Here is a 16,791-nt window from a genome sequence, read left to right as displayed (position 1 = left end):
TTTATTAATTCTTACACAGCAAGGAGTATGGTGCTATGAAAAAAATCGTTTGCTTTATTCTTATCATGATTATGACCTTTGTTGTCACATCTTGTTCAACGAACAGCGATGAAGGACATGAAGAGCATGGTAAGCATTCCAACAAGGCCGATAACCATGACCAACATAAAGACGGTAATAAACATATGAAGACGAATGTGGATTGGGATGTATCAGAGCAGCCCATTCAAGCGAACGTGGAAGAAGAGTTACGTGTAAAAATTAGTGATCCTGATGGAAAAGCGATCAATACGTACGAGATTAACCATGAAAAGAAAATGCACGTTATTGTTGTAAGTAAGGACCTTTCGTATTTTAATCATATACATCCCAAATTTCTTGGAGATGGAATGTTTTCGGTAAAGAACCGGTTCCCTTCAGGAGGGGATTATAAAATAATTACGGACTTTATTCCATCAGGCGGCAACGAAGTTACAGAAATGGAATGGGTACAGGTAGAGGGTAAAAAGGAATCTCATAAAACGATTGAACCTGACAGGAGTCTGACCAAGAAATCAAAGGGGAAGACGGTTTCGCTCTCTTTTGATGAAGAGTACCCCAAACCTGATACAAAAATAAAACTGACTTTTTCAATTCAAAATGAAAAAGGAGAGCCTGTTACTGATTTGCAGCCTTATCTTGGAGCCTCTGGCCATGTCGTTATCATAAGCGAAGATACAGAGGAATATCTTCATGTCCATCCACTTGATGAAAAGGCAACAGGACCTGACGCAGAGTTTGAGACCACGTTTCCTCGAGCTGGCACCTATAAAATATGGGGTCAGTTTAAGCAGAATAATAAGGTGTTTATAGTCCCATATGTGGTTGAAGTAAAGTAAAAAGGTAGTTCGGTTCAGAAGGTGATAAATCGATGATAGGAATAAGTATAGCAACGAAGTGGGAATTTGAAGCGACATTGGAATATTTCGGGATAAAAGATAATGAACGTTTCGGTTATCCTTATGGCGAGTATTTCATAAAAACAATTAATGATTCCAAACTTGTTTTTTATAGTACAGGTGTAAGAAAAGTAAATGGTGTTGGTGGTAATCAGTATATGATTTCTAAATTTAATTTAACGAAAGTAATCGTTGCTGGAACATGTGCAGGAATAGATGATAAGTTCAGTAATTTGGATGTTTTCGTGCCCGATGAAGCCGTTCAATATGATTGTACAGTAAAAGAAATTGAGCCTCTTATTAAACAATCCTTCATAGTCAATATTGATTTATCAGAATATGGAAATGATTTTTATACTGGAACTATTGCCACCGCTGATAAAGCAGTAGTTATGTGGAAGGACTATTTAGAACTTAAAGAAAACGAAATAACAATTGCCGATACAGAAGCGGGTGCAATTGCTTATATCTGTAAGAAGAATGATGTTGAATGTATTATTATTAAAGGAATATCTGATTTTCCAACAGATGAAAGAAACTCTGATAAATTCGAATCAAACATGGAACAAATTAATGTTTATTTAGAAAACACACCAAAAGTTATGAACAAAATATATAGCGAATACTTAAAAAGATTTATATAAATAAATTTAAAGTTAGGGACTTTAGTTGAAGAACAGGTCAGTAGATTATAAAAAACGCAGAGGATGCAAAAACCTCTGCGTTTTTCTGTGTGATTTCGTTGTCTGAAAATATTCGATTTACCTTGATAGTAACCTTGTGAATGTAGTTTTTCTACTCCACAACCCTACTACTTATCCTATAAGAAGGCTTTCTTTTGCGCTGGAATTTCCACTATGTACCAGTTTAGATGAGGCCTAACAGAATGTAATCTAAATAAGTAGAATAATAGATTATATCTGGAGGGAATAGTGAAACAGTCATTTTTAACAAGCTTACTTTTAAGTGTTCCTTTATTTTTATTTCTAACTAATCCAGTACTTGCGCAAGACTCTTTACAAGTAGGTACTGTTTCTGCCGATCATGCGGCTATCTATACAGCTCCAAAAACGACGTCTAAGAAAATAACATCCTTGCTTAAAGGAGAGGAATTTCCTATTCTTAATCGTTCAAATGAAGCTGATCCTACACAAATTCATACTGTATCAGAGGGAGATACGCTATTTCTTATCGCTAATCAGTATAATGTTCCGGTTAGTGAACTTCAGAGAGAAAACAAGATCCTTGGAACGCGTTTGTTTATAGGACAAAGTCTGGAAATCCCACAAGAGATGGTTATCCATCCTATTAAACAGAATGATGCATTGTGGGAAATAGCACGTCAATATAACGTTTCAATGGAGAAGCTTATAGAGATTAATTCAATAGAAGCTGTTGTTTTAGAGGCTGGAAAAGAGATGATGATTCCAGAGAGTTATTATGAAATGCAGTTATTAGGAGGAAAAAAAGGCTGGATAAAAAATTCGGAGATTACTTTAAACAGATTGTCCAAATTTAATTTAGGCTGGAAATATAATGGTACGAGCGAAACGTACTTGAAACAGCTTCAAATTCCAGGTCTGGATGTTGTCTCACCAAGATGGTATACGTTAAGCGACTCAGATGCACGAATAAATGTAGAAGTTGACCACCGATATGCGGAAGCTGCAGCTCAGTCTGGAAAAGAAGTCTGGCCACTTTTTGGAAACAAGTTTGACCCTGAACTCACGAATCTTATTTTGTCACATAAGGAAAATCGGAAAAAAGTGATTAAAACATTAACGCAATCGTTAGTCCATACAAAAAGTAAAGGAATCAATGTAGATTTCGAAAATATAGATCCGAAGAACAAGCAGCACTATGTCATGTTTATTCAAGAGCTTAAATCCGCTCTAGAACCATATCATATCGTGGTATCAGTAGATGTTAGCCGGGAAAATGCAGATCCTTTCTGGTCTGGCAGCCTGGACCGGGCAGGTCTTGGAAACGCCGCGGATTATATCATTATGATGGGTTACGATGAACATTGGGGAAGCAGTCCGAAGGCTGGGTCCGTAGCATCCATTCCTTGGACGCGGGAAGGAATTGAGCTTTTAACGAAGGAAGTTCCAGCTCATAAAATTATTTTGGGAGTGCCGTTTTACACACGTGAATGGATTACAAACGCTAACGGCGAAGTAAGCAGCATTGATAGAACGATGCTTGAAACAGAAAAGCTGATTATGGAGAAAAAGCTTACAAAAAAGTGGGACGAGAAGACCTCCCAAAACTATGTAGAATTTATTGAAAACGGCGAAAAACACCAGATCTGGGTGGAGGACAAGGAATCCATGAAACTCCGCTATGACCTTGTAAAAAAATATAACTTGAGGGGAACAGCCGCCTGGTATGTAGGCGGTGCTTCCGAAGATATCTGGAACATATTAAAATAGAGAAAAGATTAAGAGAAGCTGACATTATGGGTTAGATGGTTGACCTGAAATAGTCAGCTCTTTTTTATGAATTCGTTTGTAAATAATTGGTTAATTATGTGGTGGTCAATTATATTTATGTGATCGGCTGTATTTTTTATGTGATGAAGTGTGTTTTTTATGTGATGACACTCTTTATTTATGTGATTGTAAAGCTACTCCATTAAGTGACTGTCTTAACTTAACGAAATTACGTTAAAATATAAAAATGGAAATTAATTCATAACTAATGCAACTTTTTATAAGGGGTCACCGTCTAACAAACGATTAATACTTAGGAGGGCGACATATGTGGTAAAGAGCAATACGGCCGTAATGCAGTATCCGAAGAGTGAGATGGATCAATTATCTGACCTTATGGACGAATATGGTGAAGAAATCAAAAGATTAGCGTTCACGTACACAAAGAACTGGCAGCAAGCTGAAGATATCACTCAAGAGATTTTCATAAGTGTCTATAATAATTTGAATGACTTTCGAGAACAATCAACCATTAAAACGTGGATTTATCGAATCGCGATAAATAAATGCAAAGATTATGTGCGCAGCTGGCATTATACGAGTACTCTATTAACAAACACGTTTTATCAAAAATCAGATGATTTGTCTCCGGAAGAAGAGTATCTGCAAAACGAACAAAAAGAACAAATTAGCCAGCTCATTCTGCAGCTGCCGATCAAGTTCAGAGAGGTCATTATCCTATATTATTTTAAAGAGTTTTCATTAGAAGAAATCTCTGCAACATTAGAAATAAACCTTAACACTGTAAAATCACGTCTTAGAAGGGCGAAAAAAAATATGGAAACAAAAATGGATAGGAAAGGAGGGGTTTAACATGGATAAAGTTTTAAAGGAAATGAAGGATGACTTTGAGAATTATTTAAATCCCAATCGTGTTTTTTCTGAACAAGAAAAGAGAAGAATACTTAATCACGTTAGACATCAAAATGATAATGACAGTAAAAAAATGTACGTTCCAAAAATAATCAGCTCTTTCACACTTGTTTCGTTATGTGCATTAATTGTTTTTCTAGTTTTGAACTTTACAGATGCAGGCGAGAAAAGTCAGCCTGCGAATCTACATAAAGAAAAAACGGTTGTTAAACAGGATCCCGTAAAAAAAGAGCCAGTGAAAACCCTCCCGAAGTATAGTGATAAGGAAATACTTGATAAAGCAATTTTCCTTCAAAGCCATATCGCAATTGGGATGGTCGAAAAAGAAGTGATTGATCTATTTGGTACAGATTATAAGGAACTAGACAGTTCAGACAGTGAGAGTGGTGCTTCAAAAATAATCGGTTACAACATGCTCGTTCATGATTCATCATTTACTTATAAGTTTTCAGATTCTGTTGACTTTGAAAGCCTGCTTAGAAGAGACATAAGCATTCAGTTCTTTATAGGATTTACAAATGAAGGTAAAATGATTTGGGCAAATATAAACTATCCGCAAGGGAAAGACATTTATACAACATCTCTGAACAGCAGTGGTAAAACTACCGAAAAGTATAATCCTGAAACCAATAGCACGGAAAAAATTAAGGAAGAGCGTAACCCTTATGCGGCGTTTCCTCCAACTTTAACAACCGAAGAGAAAGCGATATTAGAAAAACTGAAAGAGGATTTAAACGAAAATCATTTAAGAAATTTAAGTCCCATAAGCATTGCTAAGATATATGTCGAAGCTAATTTACAACGAAGAAATGATGTTGTATATGCTCTATATACAGACCAAAAAGACCTTATTCGTTGGACAAAGGATGAAGACGAAAATATCCCGGACTCTGATAGAGGATCCACTGAACAAATCATTAAACAATTCAATAACCTCGAGAACGGAAAATTCATACAAACCAATAATAATGAGGGATATATAGAATTTCTAGTTAGCCCTGATGCTGACGCGAAATCTGGATTTAAAATGGTAAAGGATGAGGACGGAATCTGGAATGTGGCGTTTATGCCAATCCAATAAATAAAAAGCTAGCCAAGTTTAATTGGCTAGCTCTTCTTATAATAGCTTACTTACGACAATTGCTATCATGCCTATAAAGGCTAAGCTGTAATTATGGAGTAGGTTGTTCTCCTCTGCTGTATCAACTTGAGGACTGAATAGCTCATCAAAGGCTTTTTTACGGAGATCTGTTTCATGTATAAACATGATCCTTCGCTTCCTTTCCTATTGAAATCGCTTTCATACTTATATTATAAGGTGCAAGAGATTAAAAATCAAAATATTCTAACAATTATTGTATAAAAAAGAGTACACGATTAAAGTGTACCCTTTGCAAAGGAATCTATTCTAATGAGCGGCCATCTTTCCGTCGGCTTTATCATATACAGCTAGTTTTTTTACAAGTCCTGAACTGTCATCGTTAAGGCCGATAAACTGCACGTCTACCTGGTTTTGGCGGTATTTCATAGCAATTTTATCGAGCGCACCAACGGCTGAATCATCCCAAAGGTGCGATTGTGATAAATCAATCACCACATGTTTCACGTTTTCATTGAAATCAAATTGTGAGACAAAATCTGTAACGGAAGCAAAGAAAAGCTGTCCTTTTACGATATAGGTTTTTTGGTTTAAGGCTGAATCCATTTTCGACGCCATCTCAACTTTAGAGATTTTAGCCGCAAAAAATAATGCACTCAGAATAACACCAGCTAAAACGCCTTTTGATAAATCGTGTGTAAATACTACAGTTACCACCGTTACAATCATAACGGCCGCATCTGTTCTTGGCATAACATGCAGTTTTGTTAAGGAAGACCAATCAAATGTTCCGATTGAAACCATGATCATAACACCTACTAAGGCTGCCATTGGGATTTGAACTAAAACATCGTTTAATAAGATGATCAGAACCATTAAGAATGACCCTGCTACGAATGTAGACAGCCGTCCTCTTCCTCCAGATTTTACGTTTATAACAGATTGTCCGATCATCGCACAACCAGCCATTCCACCGAAAAATCCAGCAACAATATTGGCGATACCTTGTCCTTTTGCTTCTTTGTTCTTGTCACTTTCTGTATCTGTCATATCATCAACGATCTGAGCAGTAAGAAGTGATTCTAATAATCCAACAAGAGCCAATGCGAAAGAATAAGGAAAAATAATTTGCAGTGTTTCAAATGTTAATGGAATATCAGGAATTAAAAATAACGGCAGTGCTTGAGTTAGTTCACCCATGTCTCCTACGGTTCTAACGGATGATCCTGACATAAGTGCAATAATCGTAATCACGATAATTGCGATTAATGGTGAAGGAACGGTTTTTGTTATTCTTGGGAATAGATAAATAATAGCCAAAGCACCTGCTACCATTGCATACATGATCCAAGATTCTCCCACAAAATGCGGTAATTGAGCCATGAAAATCAAAATCGCTAATGCATTAACAAAACCAACCATAACGGAACGCGGAACAAACTTCATATACTTACCAAGCTTTAATAGCCCGATTACAATCTGAATGATTCCCGTTAAAATTGTCGCAGCTAATAAATATTTCAAACCATGATCTGCGACGAGTGTCACCATAACTAAAGCCATCGCACCTGTGGCAGCGGATATCATACCCGGTCGACCGCCCACAAAAGCAATAACAACGGCAATACAAAATGAGGCATACAAGCCCACCATAGGGTCTACACCTGCAATGATAGAGAAGGCAATGGCTTCTGGAATTAGGGCTAATGCCACTACGATCCCGGCAAGAACATCTCCCCGTATGTTCCCGAACCACTCCTGTTTAATTGTTTGTAAATCCAAAAAATACACCTCTCTCTTTTTTATGAAAACTGTTTTTTGACTCTCAACTCTCATGAAAGTCGGGTCCGATGTCAACGCGTTCGATTATACCACGATTAGTAAGAATTAGGTAATGGAATGTAAGCGGATAAATGTGTTATTTTCTTGAAAAATCATGATCATCCTCGGTTTTTCATAGTTATAGCAGGATCATGCATTTTTTCATGGGAAGAAGAGGAAAACAAAGAAGGGAAGCGAAAGGAGAATAGACTACCATTCAATAAGAGGTGAAACCATGGAGAAGATGCCATCTGTCTATGAGTACGCAGATTATTATGCAACATATGTAAAATTAGTTCCTCAAGGAGAGCTAGTACAAATTCTTGGAGAACAAATGAAAGAAACGGTCACGATGCTCAGTTCATTATCTGAAGAACAAAGTAAATTTCGTTATGCACCTGGAAAATGGAGTATAAAGGAAGTCATCGGTCATATCACGGATACCGAACGAATCATGAGTTTCAGACTCCTGTCTATTGCCCGAGGAGAGTCCGCTTTACTACCAGGTTACGATGAAAATCAATATGTGGAAGAAGCAGAGTTTGACAAACAATCTCTAAACGAACTGCTCGATCATTTTGCCTGTGTACGTCAATCAACCATCCACCTGCTTAAGAGTTTGAGCCAAGAAATGCTTGCAAGAAGAGGAACGGCGAATCAAACAGAAGTTACTGCTAGGGCTTTAAGTACGATTATAGCCGGACATGAACTACATCATCGTAAAATCATTCAAGAACGATATCTAAAAGCATAAACAAACGATATATAAAAGGGCAGTCTCAAAAGGCACGTAATGTGAACTTTTAGAGTCTGCCCTTTTCATAAATTTAAACAGATGTTTAATATGGGATTATATCTTCCACTGAAACCATCTGCCATGACCGTCCGTTTCTCCAACGATCTGTGTTTGCTCAGCGCCTTCCATAAAGGAGTCGATATGCAGCTCTTTATCCCATATATTGTTGTAAATATGGGCAATATCTCGAGTTTGACCGATTTTCTTTATGTTTTCTTGCAACTGATGCTTAATATCTTCAGGAATTTGATTGGCAACATGCGTATGGAATACACAGATCATGCTGTCTTTAGAAATCTGATCAATGATCTGTGGAAACAGGGAGACGCCATCACCTTCAATAAAAGTAACTTCTTCCTTGTTGACGTATCGAGCAGCATTCTGAAAAAGCTCCCGTCTTTCATGATGTTCTGGCCAAATTAAAGCATTTAGCCAACCAGCATCTTCGGGATCTGTTACATCATTAATGTGCAGATCAAGCCCGAATCGATGGGAAACGGGTGGACTTTCAGTTAAGAGATACGGTTCGTCCATACCTTTTATTTCTGATTTAATGAGTACATCAGATAGGTGGTTTCCGTATAATTTGCCGGTATTATAAGAATAGCGATATCTATCCCAAAACAGCTGCAGACCTGCACTTGTTCCAATCTCGATAAGCGCAAGCGGCTTATGTATTCTGCTGTAAATATAAGAGAAACAGGGATATAGATAACCGCACCGTCTTACTTCATTTGTTTGCACTAACTTCGTTTGCAGCAAAAGGATTATTTCATCTTGATACATTTCACAGAAATTTTTAAAAGACTCAAATGAATCTGTTATTTTTTTAGGTTGTTTTGTAAGGCTTGGGAAGTAGTCGCTAAGTTCATGCTGTTTTCCGCTTAATAATAAATGGTGAACGCTACCAAACAATAAATTGGGTGCGGGTTGCCCATCTCGAGCTTTTGTACATAAATAAAGCAGGTCGTTATCTTGAGCAACTTTTAAAGATAAGAATTCATATAACTGACTCGATCCTGCACATTCGAATGTTGCAAAGTTTTCAAATCGTTGTGACAAAGTATCCAGTTTTAACATGCATTCACCTCAAGCTTCGTATTTCATAACTATACTCACACTTTAGTTTAACATTAAATGTCAGCTGGCGTTTTGAATTTTTACTGAAATCATACCGCGTACATAAATAATGCCTAAGGTGCCAATTCCGATAATGACACACGAAAAGATGACCATTACAACAGGTATTGTGAAAAATTGAAAAGAAAAGCTTGCTGCTAGTGTTCCTAAAGAGAGTCCAAGTCCGCCTATGAGTGCTCGGAAACTATAGATTTTTCCAATGTGATTAGAAGGGAAGTCAGTTTGGATGTTCGTTAAAAGCATAATATCTCCCATCGGGCTTCGCTCCGAACATTTATCAATACTTTTCATGAAGAAATAAAAAAAGAAAAATCGTTTGAGATAAGGGTGTTTGACCATTAATTATTCATGACTATACTTCTGGTTCTTATCTTTCCATTTCCCTATGATGACCGTCAAAGCAAGGGGAATAAAACCAAAAAAGAAGGTGATAGTAGGCTGCATAATAGATCCCGATTCACCAAGCTCAATCTCATTTTTATACATAGTTAGTGAAAGGAAAAATACAATGGTCGATAGGATATAGATCAATTGTGAAGATTTTATCTTAAACAAACTGGAAATAGCTTGATCAATAATAAATAATAGTAAGGCGATCTTCATATAAGATCCTAAGATGAGGGCAATCCCGAAAATCGCTTCTACACGTTCAATGATTTCTCCTATACTTATTAATTGAGCTAATAGGTGCAAAGGGAACTTTTTCATAAAAACGAGAGGACCTAGTCCCATTATTGAGCACATGATGGTGATCGAAAGCAATATTCCGTTAAAAAACAATCCGCCGTACAGCCATTTGTTTAGTGACTTTCCTGTTTGCTTTTGGATAAATGGAAGAATCATGGCAAAATAGAGGATATCCATGTAAGGAAATCCGAATCCCACATAGATTCCGTTTATGATGGGTTTTATACCGTCAGGTGCTAGTGGAAGAAGATTTTCAACTTCATATATAGACATTGGCAAAAGAAGCATCATAAAGATGATAAAAAATAGGAGATACAACAATAAGTGAAACATTCTAGCCATTACTTCAATTCCCGCTTTTGCTGTTAAAGCGGCTGTAGTGAGAATCAGCACATGAAAAATATACAGAGGGGTTTCTCTCATCATAGATGTAGTGAAATATTGTCCCATCCCGTATACGATATTGGCAGTAACATAGATTACTACAAGAATAAACGGGATTATGAAGAGGTATGTCACTTTAGGACCTACTATTTTTCTGACTTGACCTACATAATTATCTTCTGGAAAAAGGTCATGTAGCGAGAGTACAAGATAGAGTATGAGGAACCCGATTAAGGTAGAAAGTAAAAGAGCAATCCACGCCGCGTTTTTGGCAGCAGCTAATAAAGGCCCCTGTATGTTGATAATGGAAGACCCTGTTATGTATACCTGAAATAAAATAGCCATTTGCCAATAATTTATTTTACTTACTTGCATTATCGGTACTCCTTCTTATTTTATTTGCAGCCAAGAAAGAATCATTTCAGCGAGAGGACCAAGAACAAGGCGGAAGAAATCGTCCAAACTCGGAAGGCTCTTGTCAAAAGAGAATGAGTAAAAAACGTATAGGGCTGGAACAGAAAGGGAGAGATAGATTCTTTTTATTTTTTTTTCTGTTGTCACCTTTTTATAATCCAAAAAAAGTAGAACAACGATTAGTAGAAGGATAAGGTTTTCAATCATTGATACTTTTACTCCCTTTTCTTATTTTGGTGAAAAAGGTATGCCAATATCTGTCCCAGTGTTCACAACGTTTACTTTTGTTTTCACATGAATGGTAGCCGTCTTATAATAAGGTTTTTTCTCTTTTTTAATTTTATCCCATTCTTCGGGTTCATAATGATAGATGGCATTGCCTAAACCGATGATATCCGTATTTTTCTTTTGCGATTTTTTTAGAAGATCATGAATCTGGCGATCGATCTGTTTCTCCAACTTCTTGTTTAGTTCTTCCATATGACTTCTGTCTTCAATCGTTGTACATTGCATCTCTCCAATGGCCATTTGAAGTTTTGGTTCAATTTTGTAATGAATCCCATCCCTTTTCGTTGAAACTGATGTTTTCGTCTGAACGTCCAATACTTCATAGCTTTCTTTAAGGTCACTCTTTGGGCAAGGCAGTTCAATGATTCCAGATTGAAACTCTTTCATGACGAGCATCAAGTATTTCGTATCTTTGTTGGACAGGATTTGTTTTAGCTTGGCTTTATGAAAAATCGCCAATCCATCAATAATAATCATGTTGTTTTTGGAAGAGTCTTTTGATAATAAAGGTGCATAAGCAGTCTGGGTCTCACTATGAATTTGTTTGCCAAGAGTATACAAGTTTGTTGGGTACGCTTTGCCACTGAATTTACCTCCGGATTTAGTTGCCTCATTTAGTTGTTCACTAATGGTATTTTCAATGTGAGGCTTCGTTTGTAGATAATCGGAGGCTTTTCCTTTCGTGATAGCAAAGCCCGTTAGAAGTCTTGGTTCATGATCACGATAAAAGAATTCGAGCATCTGAGCGATATTTTTTTTGGCCACCTTATCACTCATCACAATAAAACGTACATGTCCCCAGTGTGCTTTTCTTCCGATATGAATGGTGATATCACGAATGGCATCAAACATGGTTTTTCCTTCCGTTTCTATATTTACAAAAGATACATCTCCTCCACCCCCTGATGAAGCAATCTTAGGGGAAGGCTTATAAAATTGGGTAGTCAGTTTAATGTTTCCGTCTTTCGTTTGATCCACAGCGAGTGATTGAACGAACACAAATTCTGTAAGCTCATTCTGATCCCAGCAGCCAGAAAGAAAAAGCAGGGAAAAGGAAAGTATGTATTTTGTCAGCTGCTTCATCCAAATCCCGCCAATCTCTTTTTCAAAATTTTGTATAGCTTTTTTTACAGCTTTTTATGACGCAACAGTTTTTTATAGGAGAGCCGAATCAACCCATCTTTAAGAAGTGAGCCGTTTTTCAAGGTAAGTGAACCGAGATAAGGTTCTTTTAAAACGGTTAATTTTGATAAGTGAAGAAGGATAAGTAGAGCTCCGATTAAAAGACCGAACCCTCCCATTATGGATGCCAATATCATTAATGGAATTCGAAGCAATCGAGCTGCAAATCCAAAATCATAATAAGGAATGGAAAAGGATGCGATCCCCGTTAGTCCAATTATGACGACCATGATGGGAGAAGCAATTCCAGCATTAATGGATGCTTCTCCGATAATTAATGCGCCAACAATACTAACTGTTGAACCGATGGGTTTAGGCAGCCTTATTCCTGCTTCTTGTAAGAGTTCAAAAAAGAAGATCATGATTAAAGCTTCAATTAACGCAGGGAAGGGTATGCCCTCCCGCGTATCTAACAGTGCAATTAAAAGGACAGTAGGAATAAGTTCTGAATGAAAAGTGGTTAAAGCAATATAAATACTTGGTAGAGCGATGCTTAAAAAAAAGCCGATGTATCGGACTAAACGTATGATTGATGAAAAACTGGATCTTTGATAATAATCAGAAGCCGACTGAAAAAACTCGTTAAACAGGCCAGGGCAAATCACAATGGTTCCCGTTCCTTCAACTAAAACGATAATTTTGCCTTCTAATAGGGAGGCAGCAGCAACATCTGGCCGTTCGGTGAACCGATATTGTGGAAATGGCGTAATGGTAGACTCTTCAATAAGCTCTGCGATATAGGCTGTTTCTAGTATTTCTTCATCTTTTATCCGGTCGATTCTTGATACAAATTCTTCGAGAACTTCAGGTTTTACTGCTCCTGATAAGTACCCGTAAACAAACTTCAAGTTGGATTTGTTTTCTGTTTGACGAAAGCAGAACTTAAGATCCGGCGTCTTTAATCTAGAGCGGATTAATCCAAGATTCTTTTGCAGATTTTCGATCGTACCCTCTCTTGGTCCGACAACCACTACCTCGTTTTGGGGTTCTGCCACACTTCTTTTTTCAACAGATGAAGTATCAATGCTTATTGCCAAGTCCCATTTATTTAAAAAGATGACCATATGCCCGTTAACAATCTTGCCGTTAACTTCTGAATAGTTTTTCAAGAGCTGAACCGGACGGGAAGATACACCTTTGTTTTCAAAAAAGGTTTTTATTTCATCAATTGAAATGGAAAGAGAGAGAGCCGCTTCAAAATCAGGCATATCTTTGATGATTTGATGAAGCAGGTTCGACTTTTCTTCTTGAACAAGAGAATCACAATGAACAACAATAGCTTCATTGTTATAGTTCTTCCCAAATTGGAAATATTGAATTTTAATATCATCGCAGTCTTTATAGAGGTTGCGAATATATTCATCATTGTCTTGAAGATTCTTGTTTATGGCGATTTCTTCTTTCGCTGAACTCATTACTTCATCACCTGCCTTATTCTTTAATGTTTGATTAAAAAGGAAAATGTATACATTTTTTAGGGTTGATCACTAGTGTAAACAGTTGGTACTTGACGGGAACCGGATGTTATATAAATAATAGAGAAAGAAAGCTTTCTAGGGTTCCGTAGTTTTTTGCTAGTCTGGACCAAGAGAAAGCGCGCAATGGATACATTGTGTACACGGAGGGATAAAAGCCTGGGAGGATATAGATACTATATCTTCTCGGGTTTTATTTTTTAGGAGGGTTAAATCATGGCTTGGCTGTACTTATTTATTGCAGGAATCTTTGAGATTGTGTGGGCAATTGGTCTGAAATATACAAACGGTTTTACAAAATTGTGGCCATCCGTCGTTACGGTAATCGGAATGATTATCAGCTTCTATTTCTTGTCGTTGGCTACAAAGATATTGCCAATCGGAACGGCATATACGATTTGGACTGGAATTGGAGCGGCTGGAGCTGTCATATTGGGAATTATTCTTTTCGGAGAGCCGAAAACGTGGATGCGGTTTGTATTTTTAGCATTTATCATCACGGGGATTATCGGTTTAAAAGTAACAGCAGGGAGTCAGTGAGTGAGAAAATAGGAAAGCAGCCTTAAACAGGTGTTTAAATGACCTGAGAGAGGCTGCTTTTGACTTTTGAGTACGTTTGATTGATTTTAACTATAATAAAGATTTACGAGCGATAATTGGGGTTTACGAGCGATAATTGGGGTTTACGAGCGATTATTAAGATTTACGAGCGGTAATTGGAGTTTACGATCGATATTTCAAGTTTACGAGCGATTATTGAAATTTACGAGCGATTTTTAAAGTTTACGAGCAATAGTTGGAATATAGGAGCGGACCCAAGATCATATTAAATTTTCTCTTGTGCACCCACTTTTGCATTTTCATCCAGTTCTAGACTTTCTTTATATTCGACTTTTTCAACATGGCAGCCAGGGCCAATCGTAATTGTGTTCCCGCGTACTACTTTTGCGTGTGTATGTTCTAAATATATGTGATCCCCTTCGATTACTTCAGCAGTCAGCTGATCAGAATGCTGGGAGATGAAGAATTTAATCAGTTTTTTAAAACCTGAAGAATCAATGGTTTTTTTTACGCTAATCGTTTCTCCACCAATTTCTTTCGCCTCACAATGCCGCAATAGTTCAATATCAATGCTTCCCGCATTTAACAATCCGTTAATTTTAAAATTACCACGTGCGTTGAATGATTCTGCTTCACAGTCACTCTTTATTTTCACTTGTCCTTTTATATCTACTTCTTCACCTGAAACGTTGCCTTTGATGGAAGCGGAGCCTCTTACGATAATCTCTTTTCCTGTAACGTGACCTTTAACAGAAGAAGATCCTTGAACCTTAAGTTCATTACAATGGAGGTTTCCATCGATGTCAGCACTGCCGTTAATTGTCATTTCTTTAGCGTCTAGGTTGCCTTCAAAATGAGTAGATCCATTGATTTTTACGTTTTCAGCTATTACGTTTCCTTCAACATGAGAGCTTCCATTGCATTTAAACTTTTCGCATTGAATGTCACCATGAATTTTTGCTGAACCGTTCACTTTTACTTCGTGATATTCTCCTCCAGAAGCAGTTCCTGAACCTGAGATACTAATGTTTCTTTCTGCCGTTTTTTCCATTTCTTTTTTCCTCCTCAACGTTTAATTAATCTTTAGCTTTAATTCTTCTATGCATTGATTCATTCTGTAATGGGCGATCATTTTTGTTTGAGACTCTACGAACAGCTTTGCAGGTTCAGGTGTTATGATAAAGAAGGAGACTCCCATTTTTCGAATAAAAAATAACTCGCTTTCGGTTTCTTTAATTGTGTTTGCCTGCTCTTCTAGAATGCGCAGTAAGTCCATACCTTCTGAACGGTTCATTTCTCCCGTTTGTAATAAGGAATCTAATACGTATAAAGTCAGTAAGTGTGAAAAAGAAAAAGTAGGTGTTTCGCCAAAATGATTGATGTACATTTCAAGAGATGTATGAGAAACAATGTTACGTTTTATTATTTCTTCTGTAGGTAACGAGGTGACTGTAGGAGATGGTGAAAACATAGCAGCGAGTTCATCAAGTGATAAGTCATCTTTTAATGTTTTGATTTTTTCAACGCGATGCAGAATATCTTCTCGTGGAAAAAAGGTTTCCTGTCCAGTAAATGTGGACTTCCTAATAAACCAGTTCTCAGGAATGAGGTTTTTTCGTTTCCAGCGATATAACTGGCCATAAGAGATGTTTGCTGCTTCAAGCAGATCTTTTTTTGAGATTAAATTGTCCATAAACAACCTCCTTGATAGAAGTGTAACATAACACTGTTACGCAATTCAACTGTAATTTACAAATTTTTCCAAAAAGGAAATGCAACGGTGAATTGTGAATACTCTTAAGTAAGAGGTTGGAGGTGGGGTATGAAGCATTGGTTTAATGAAGGCGAGTCGGGGTTTGTAATGTTTGGCGGGGCACATATTCTAAGTCTCTTTTTTATCTTTCTAGTTGTTCTTGTTATGTACGTTTTTCGGTCACGTCTTAGTGATGTTTCCTATATAAAAAAAATATTGCTTACAGGGCTTGTTTTATCAGAAGTTACCTATCATTATTGGGCTGTATATAATGAGATGTGGACAGAGGAGCTGTATTTACCTCTTCAGTTGTGCAGTTTAAATATATTGTTGTGTATCGTATTAGTGATAACTGAAAATAAAAAGCTCTTTGCCTTTGTTTACTTGTTCGGATTTACCGGAGCATTACAAGGTTTGCTTACTCCGGAATTGTATCAGGAGCCTTGGCATTTCCGCTTTTTGCAATACTTTTTAGCACATGGATTAATCGTCTGGACAGCGATGTATTATGCGATTGTCAGATCATTTAGAATCAGCTGGAGTCGTTTTTTTATTTCGTTCATTTGGTTGAACGTTTATGCGGGATGCGTTTTTATCGTTAATGTTATGTTGAATGCCAATTATATGTTTCTTATGAGGAAACCTGGCAATGCCTCTTTAATGGATTTCTTAGGTCCTTATCCGTGGTATATCCTTGTGTTAGAAGGGGTGGCCTTTTGTTTAAGTTTGATTGTATTCTTGCCAATAAAAAAGAAAACCACAATGAATAAAAACCAAGACCACCCGCCGATAGAAGCGTAGTGGTCTTATTTTTGTACCTTTTGTGACAAAGACTGGAATGAAAAGAATTAATTGGTATTTATTGTATAATGAAAAGGGAGGAGGGAT

General features: G+C 37.1%; 17 protein-coding genes and 1 riboswitch. Of the genes, 8 read left to right on the top strand and 9 right to left on the bottom strand.

Features of this window, described 5'->3' with window-relative positions:
* The first annotated feature begins 35 nt into the window (after positions 1-35).
* The 5 genes from KUV80_RS15310 to KUV80_RS18650 all read left to right on the top strand — a co-directional run bounded on the left by KUV80_RS15310 (position 36) and on the right by KUV80_RS18650 (position 5,384).
* Complete coding sequence (locus tag KUV80_RS15310; RefSeq protein WP_222463596.1) at positions 36-878, top strand: hypothetical protein; 843 nt, start codon at positions 36-38, stop codon at positions 876-878.
* A 32-nt stretch (positions 879-910) separates the two neighbouring features.
* Positions 911-1,582 carry a permease gene (locus tag KUV80_RS15305; protein WP_222463595.1) on the top strand — a complete coding sequence of 224 codons (672 nt, stop codon included), beginning with the start codon at positions 911-913 and terminating at the stop codon, positions 1,580-1,582.
* Between the two features lie 288 nt (positions 1,583-1,870).
* A complete protein-coding gene (locus KUV80_RS15300; RefSeq protein WP_222463594.1) occupies positions 1,871-3,370 on the top strand; it encodes a glycosyl hydrolase family 18 protein in 1,500 nt (499 codons plus the stop codon).
* Positions 3,371-3,700: 330 nt separating this feature from the next.
* Complete coding sequence (locus KUV80_RS15295; protein ID WP_338083510.1) at positions 3,701-4,243, top strand: sigma-70 family RNA polymerase sigma factor; 543 nt, start codon at positions 3,701-3,703, stop codon at positions 4,241-4,243.
* A gap of 1 nt (position 4,244) precedes the next feature.
* Complete coding sequence (locus tag KUV80_RS18650) at positions 4,245-5,384, top strand: hypothetical protein (RefSeq protein ID WP_246625237.1); 1,140 nt, start codon at positions 4,245-4,247, stop codon at positions 5,382-5,384.
* Positions 5,385-5,420: 36 nt separating this feature from the next.
* On the opposite strand, the gene KUV80_RS15285 is transcribed toward KUV80_RS18650, so the two are convergent.
* Positions 5,421-5,570 (bottom strand): hypothetical protein, encoded by a 150-nt coding sequence (locus KUV80_RS15285; RefSeq protein WP_222463593.1) that lies wholly within the window; start codon positions 5,568-5,570, stop codon positions 5,421-5,423.
* Between the two features lie 141 nt (positions 5,571-5,711).
* Positions 5,712-7,184 (bottom strand): SulP family inorganic anion transporter, encoded by a 1,473-nt coding sequence (locus KUV80_RS15280; protein ID WP_222463592.1) that lies wholly within the window; start codon positions 7,182-7,184, stop codon positions 5,712-5,714.
* 274 nt (positions 7,185-7,458) lie between these two features.
* Between KUV80_RS15280 and KUV80_RS15275 the strand changes: the two genes are divergently transcribed.
* Entirely contained in the window at positions 7,459-7,977 is a 519-nt protein-coding gene (locus KUV80_RS15275) for a DinB family protein (RefSeq protein WP_222463591.1), read from the top strand.
* Between the two features lie 96 nt (positions 7,978-8,073).
* Here the strand turns inward: KUV80_RS15275 and KUV80_RS15270 are convergent, their stop codons facing one another.
* The 5 genes from KUV80_RS15270 to KUV80_RS15250 form a co-directional block, all read right to left on the bottom strand.
* On the bottom strand, positions 8,074-9,099 hold the full coding sequence (locus KUV80_RS15270) for a DUF2332 domain-containing protein (protein ID WP_222463590.1): 1,026 nt from the start codon (positions 9,097-9,099) through the stop codon (positions 8,074-8,076).
* A gap of 60 nt (positions 9,100-9,159) precedes the next feature.
* Entirely contained in the window at positions 9,160-9,414 is a 255-nt protein-coding gene (locus KUV80_RS15265; protein ID WP_222463589.1) for a hypothetical protein, read from the bottom strand.
* An 87-nt stretch (positions 9,415-9,501) separates the two neighbouring features.
* Entirely contained in the window at positions 9,502-10,605 is a 1,104-nt protein-coding gene (locus KUV80_RS15260; RefSeq protein ID WP_222463588.1) for a GerAB/ArcD/ProY family transporter, read from the bottom strand.
* A gap of 267 nt (positions 10,606-10,872) precedes the next feature.
* Positions 10,873-12,015, bottom strand: coding sequence for a Ger(x)C family spore germination protein (locus tag KUV80_RS15255; RefSeq protein WP_222463587.1), 1,143 nt, complete (start codon positions 12,013-12,015; stop codon positions 10,873-10,875).
* Between the two features lie 44 nt (positions 12,016-12,059).
* Positions 12,060-13,529, bottom strand: coding sequence for a spore germination protein (locus KUV80_RS15250; RefSeq protein ID WP_222463586.1), 1,470 nt, complete (start codon positions 13,527-13,529; stop codon positions 12,060-12,062).
* Between the two features lie 127 nt (positions 13,530-13,656).
* Positions 13,657-13,757, top strand: a riboswitch (guanidine-I (ykkC/yxkD leader).
* A 48-nt stretch (positions 13,758-13,805) separates the two neighbouring features.
* Here KUV80_RS15250 and sugE point away from each other — a divergent pair.
* Positions 13,806-14,129 carry a quaternary ammonium compound efflux SMR transporter SugE gene (gene sugE / locus KUV80_RS15245; RefSeq protein WP_222463585.1) on the top strand — a complete coding sequence of 108 codons (324 nt, stop codon included), beginning with the start codon at positions 13,806-13,808 and terminating at the stop codon, positions 14,127-14,129.
* 286 nt (positions 14,130-14,415) lie between these two features.
* Here the strand turns inward: sugE and KUV80_RS15240 are convergent, their stop codons facing one another.
* Positions 14,416-15,201, bottom strand: a complete 786-nt coding sequence (locus KUV80_RS15240; RefSeq protein ID WP_222463584.1) for a polymer-forming cytoskeletal protein — start codon at positions 15,199-15,201, stop codon at positions 14,416-14,418.
* Between the two features lie 21 nt (positions 15,202-15,222).
* A complete protein-coding gene (locus tag KUV80_RS15235) occupies positions 15,223-15,843 on the bottom strand; it encodes a YhbD family protein (RefSeq protein ID WP_222463583.1) in 621 nt (206 codons plus the stop codon).
* A gap of 129 nt (positions 15,844-15,972) precedes the next feature.
* On the opposite strand from KUV80_RS15235, the gene KUV80_RS15230 reads away from it, so the two are divergent.
* Complete coding sequence (locus tag KUV80_RS15230) at positions 15,973-16,704, top strand: TIGR02206 family membrane protein (RefSeq protein ID WP_222463582.1); 732 nt, start codon at positions 15,973-15,975, stop codon at positions 16,702-16,704.
* The last annotated feature ends 87 nt before the right edge of the window (positions 16,705-16,791 follow it).

The organism is Fictibacillus nanhaiensis (genome assembly GCF_019801215.1).
In the GTDB taxonomy this organism is placed as follows: domain Bacteria; phylum Bacillota; class Bacilli; order Bacillales; family Fictibacillaceae; genus Fictibacillus; species Fictibacillus nanhaiensis_C.
The sequence above is the reverse complement of the archived record's forward strand: the minus strand, read 5'-3'. Positions and strand labels throughout refer to the sequence as shown.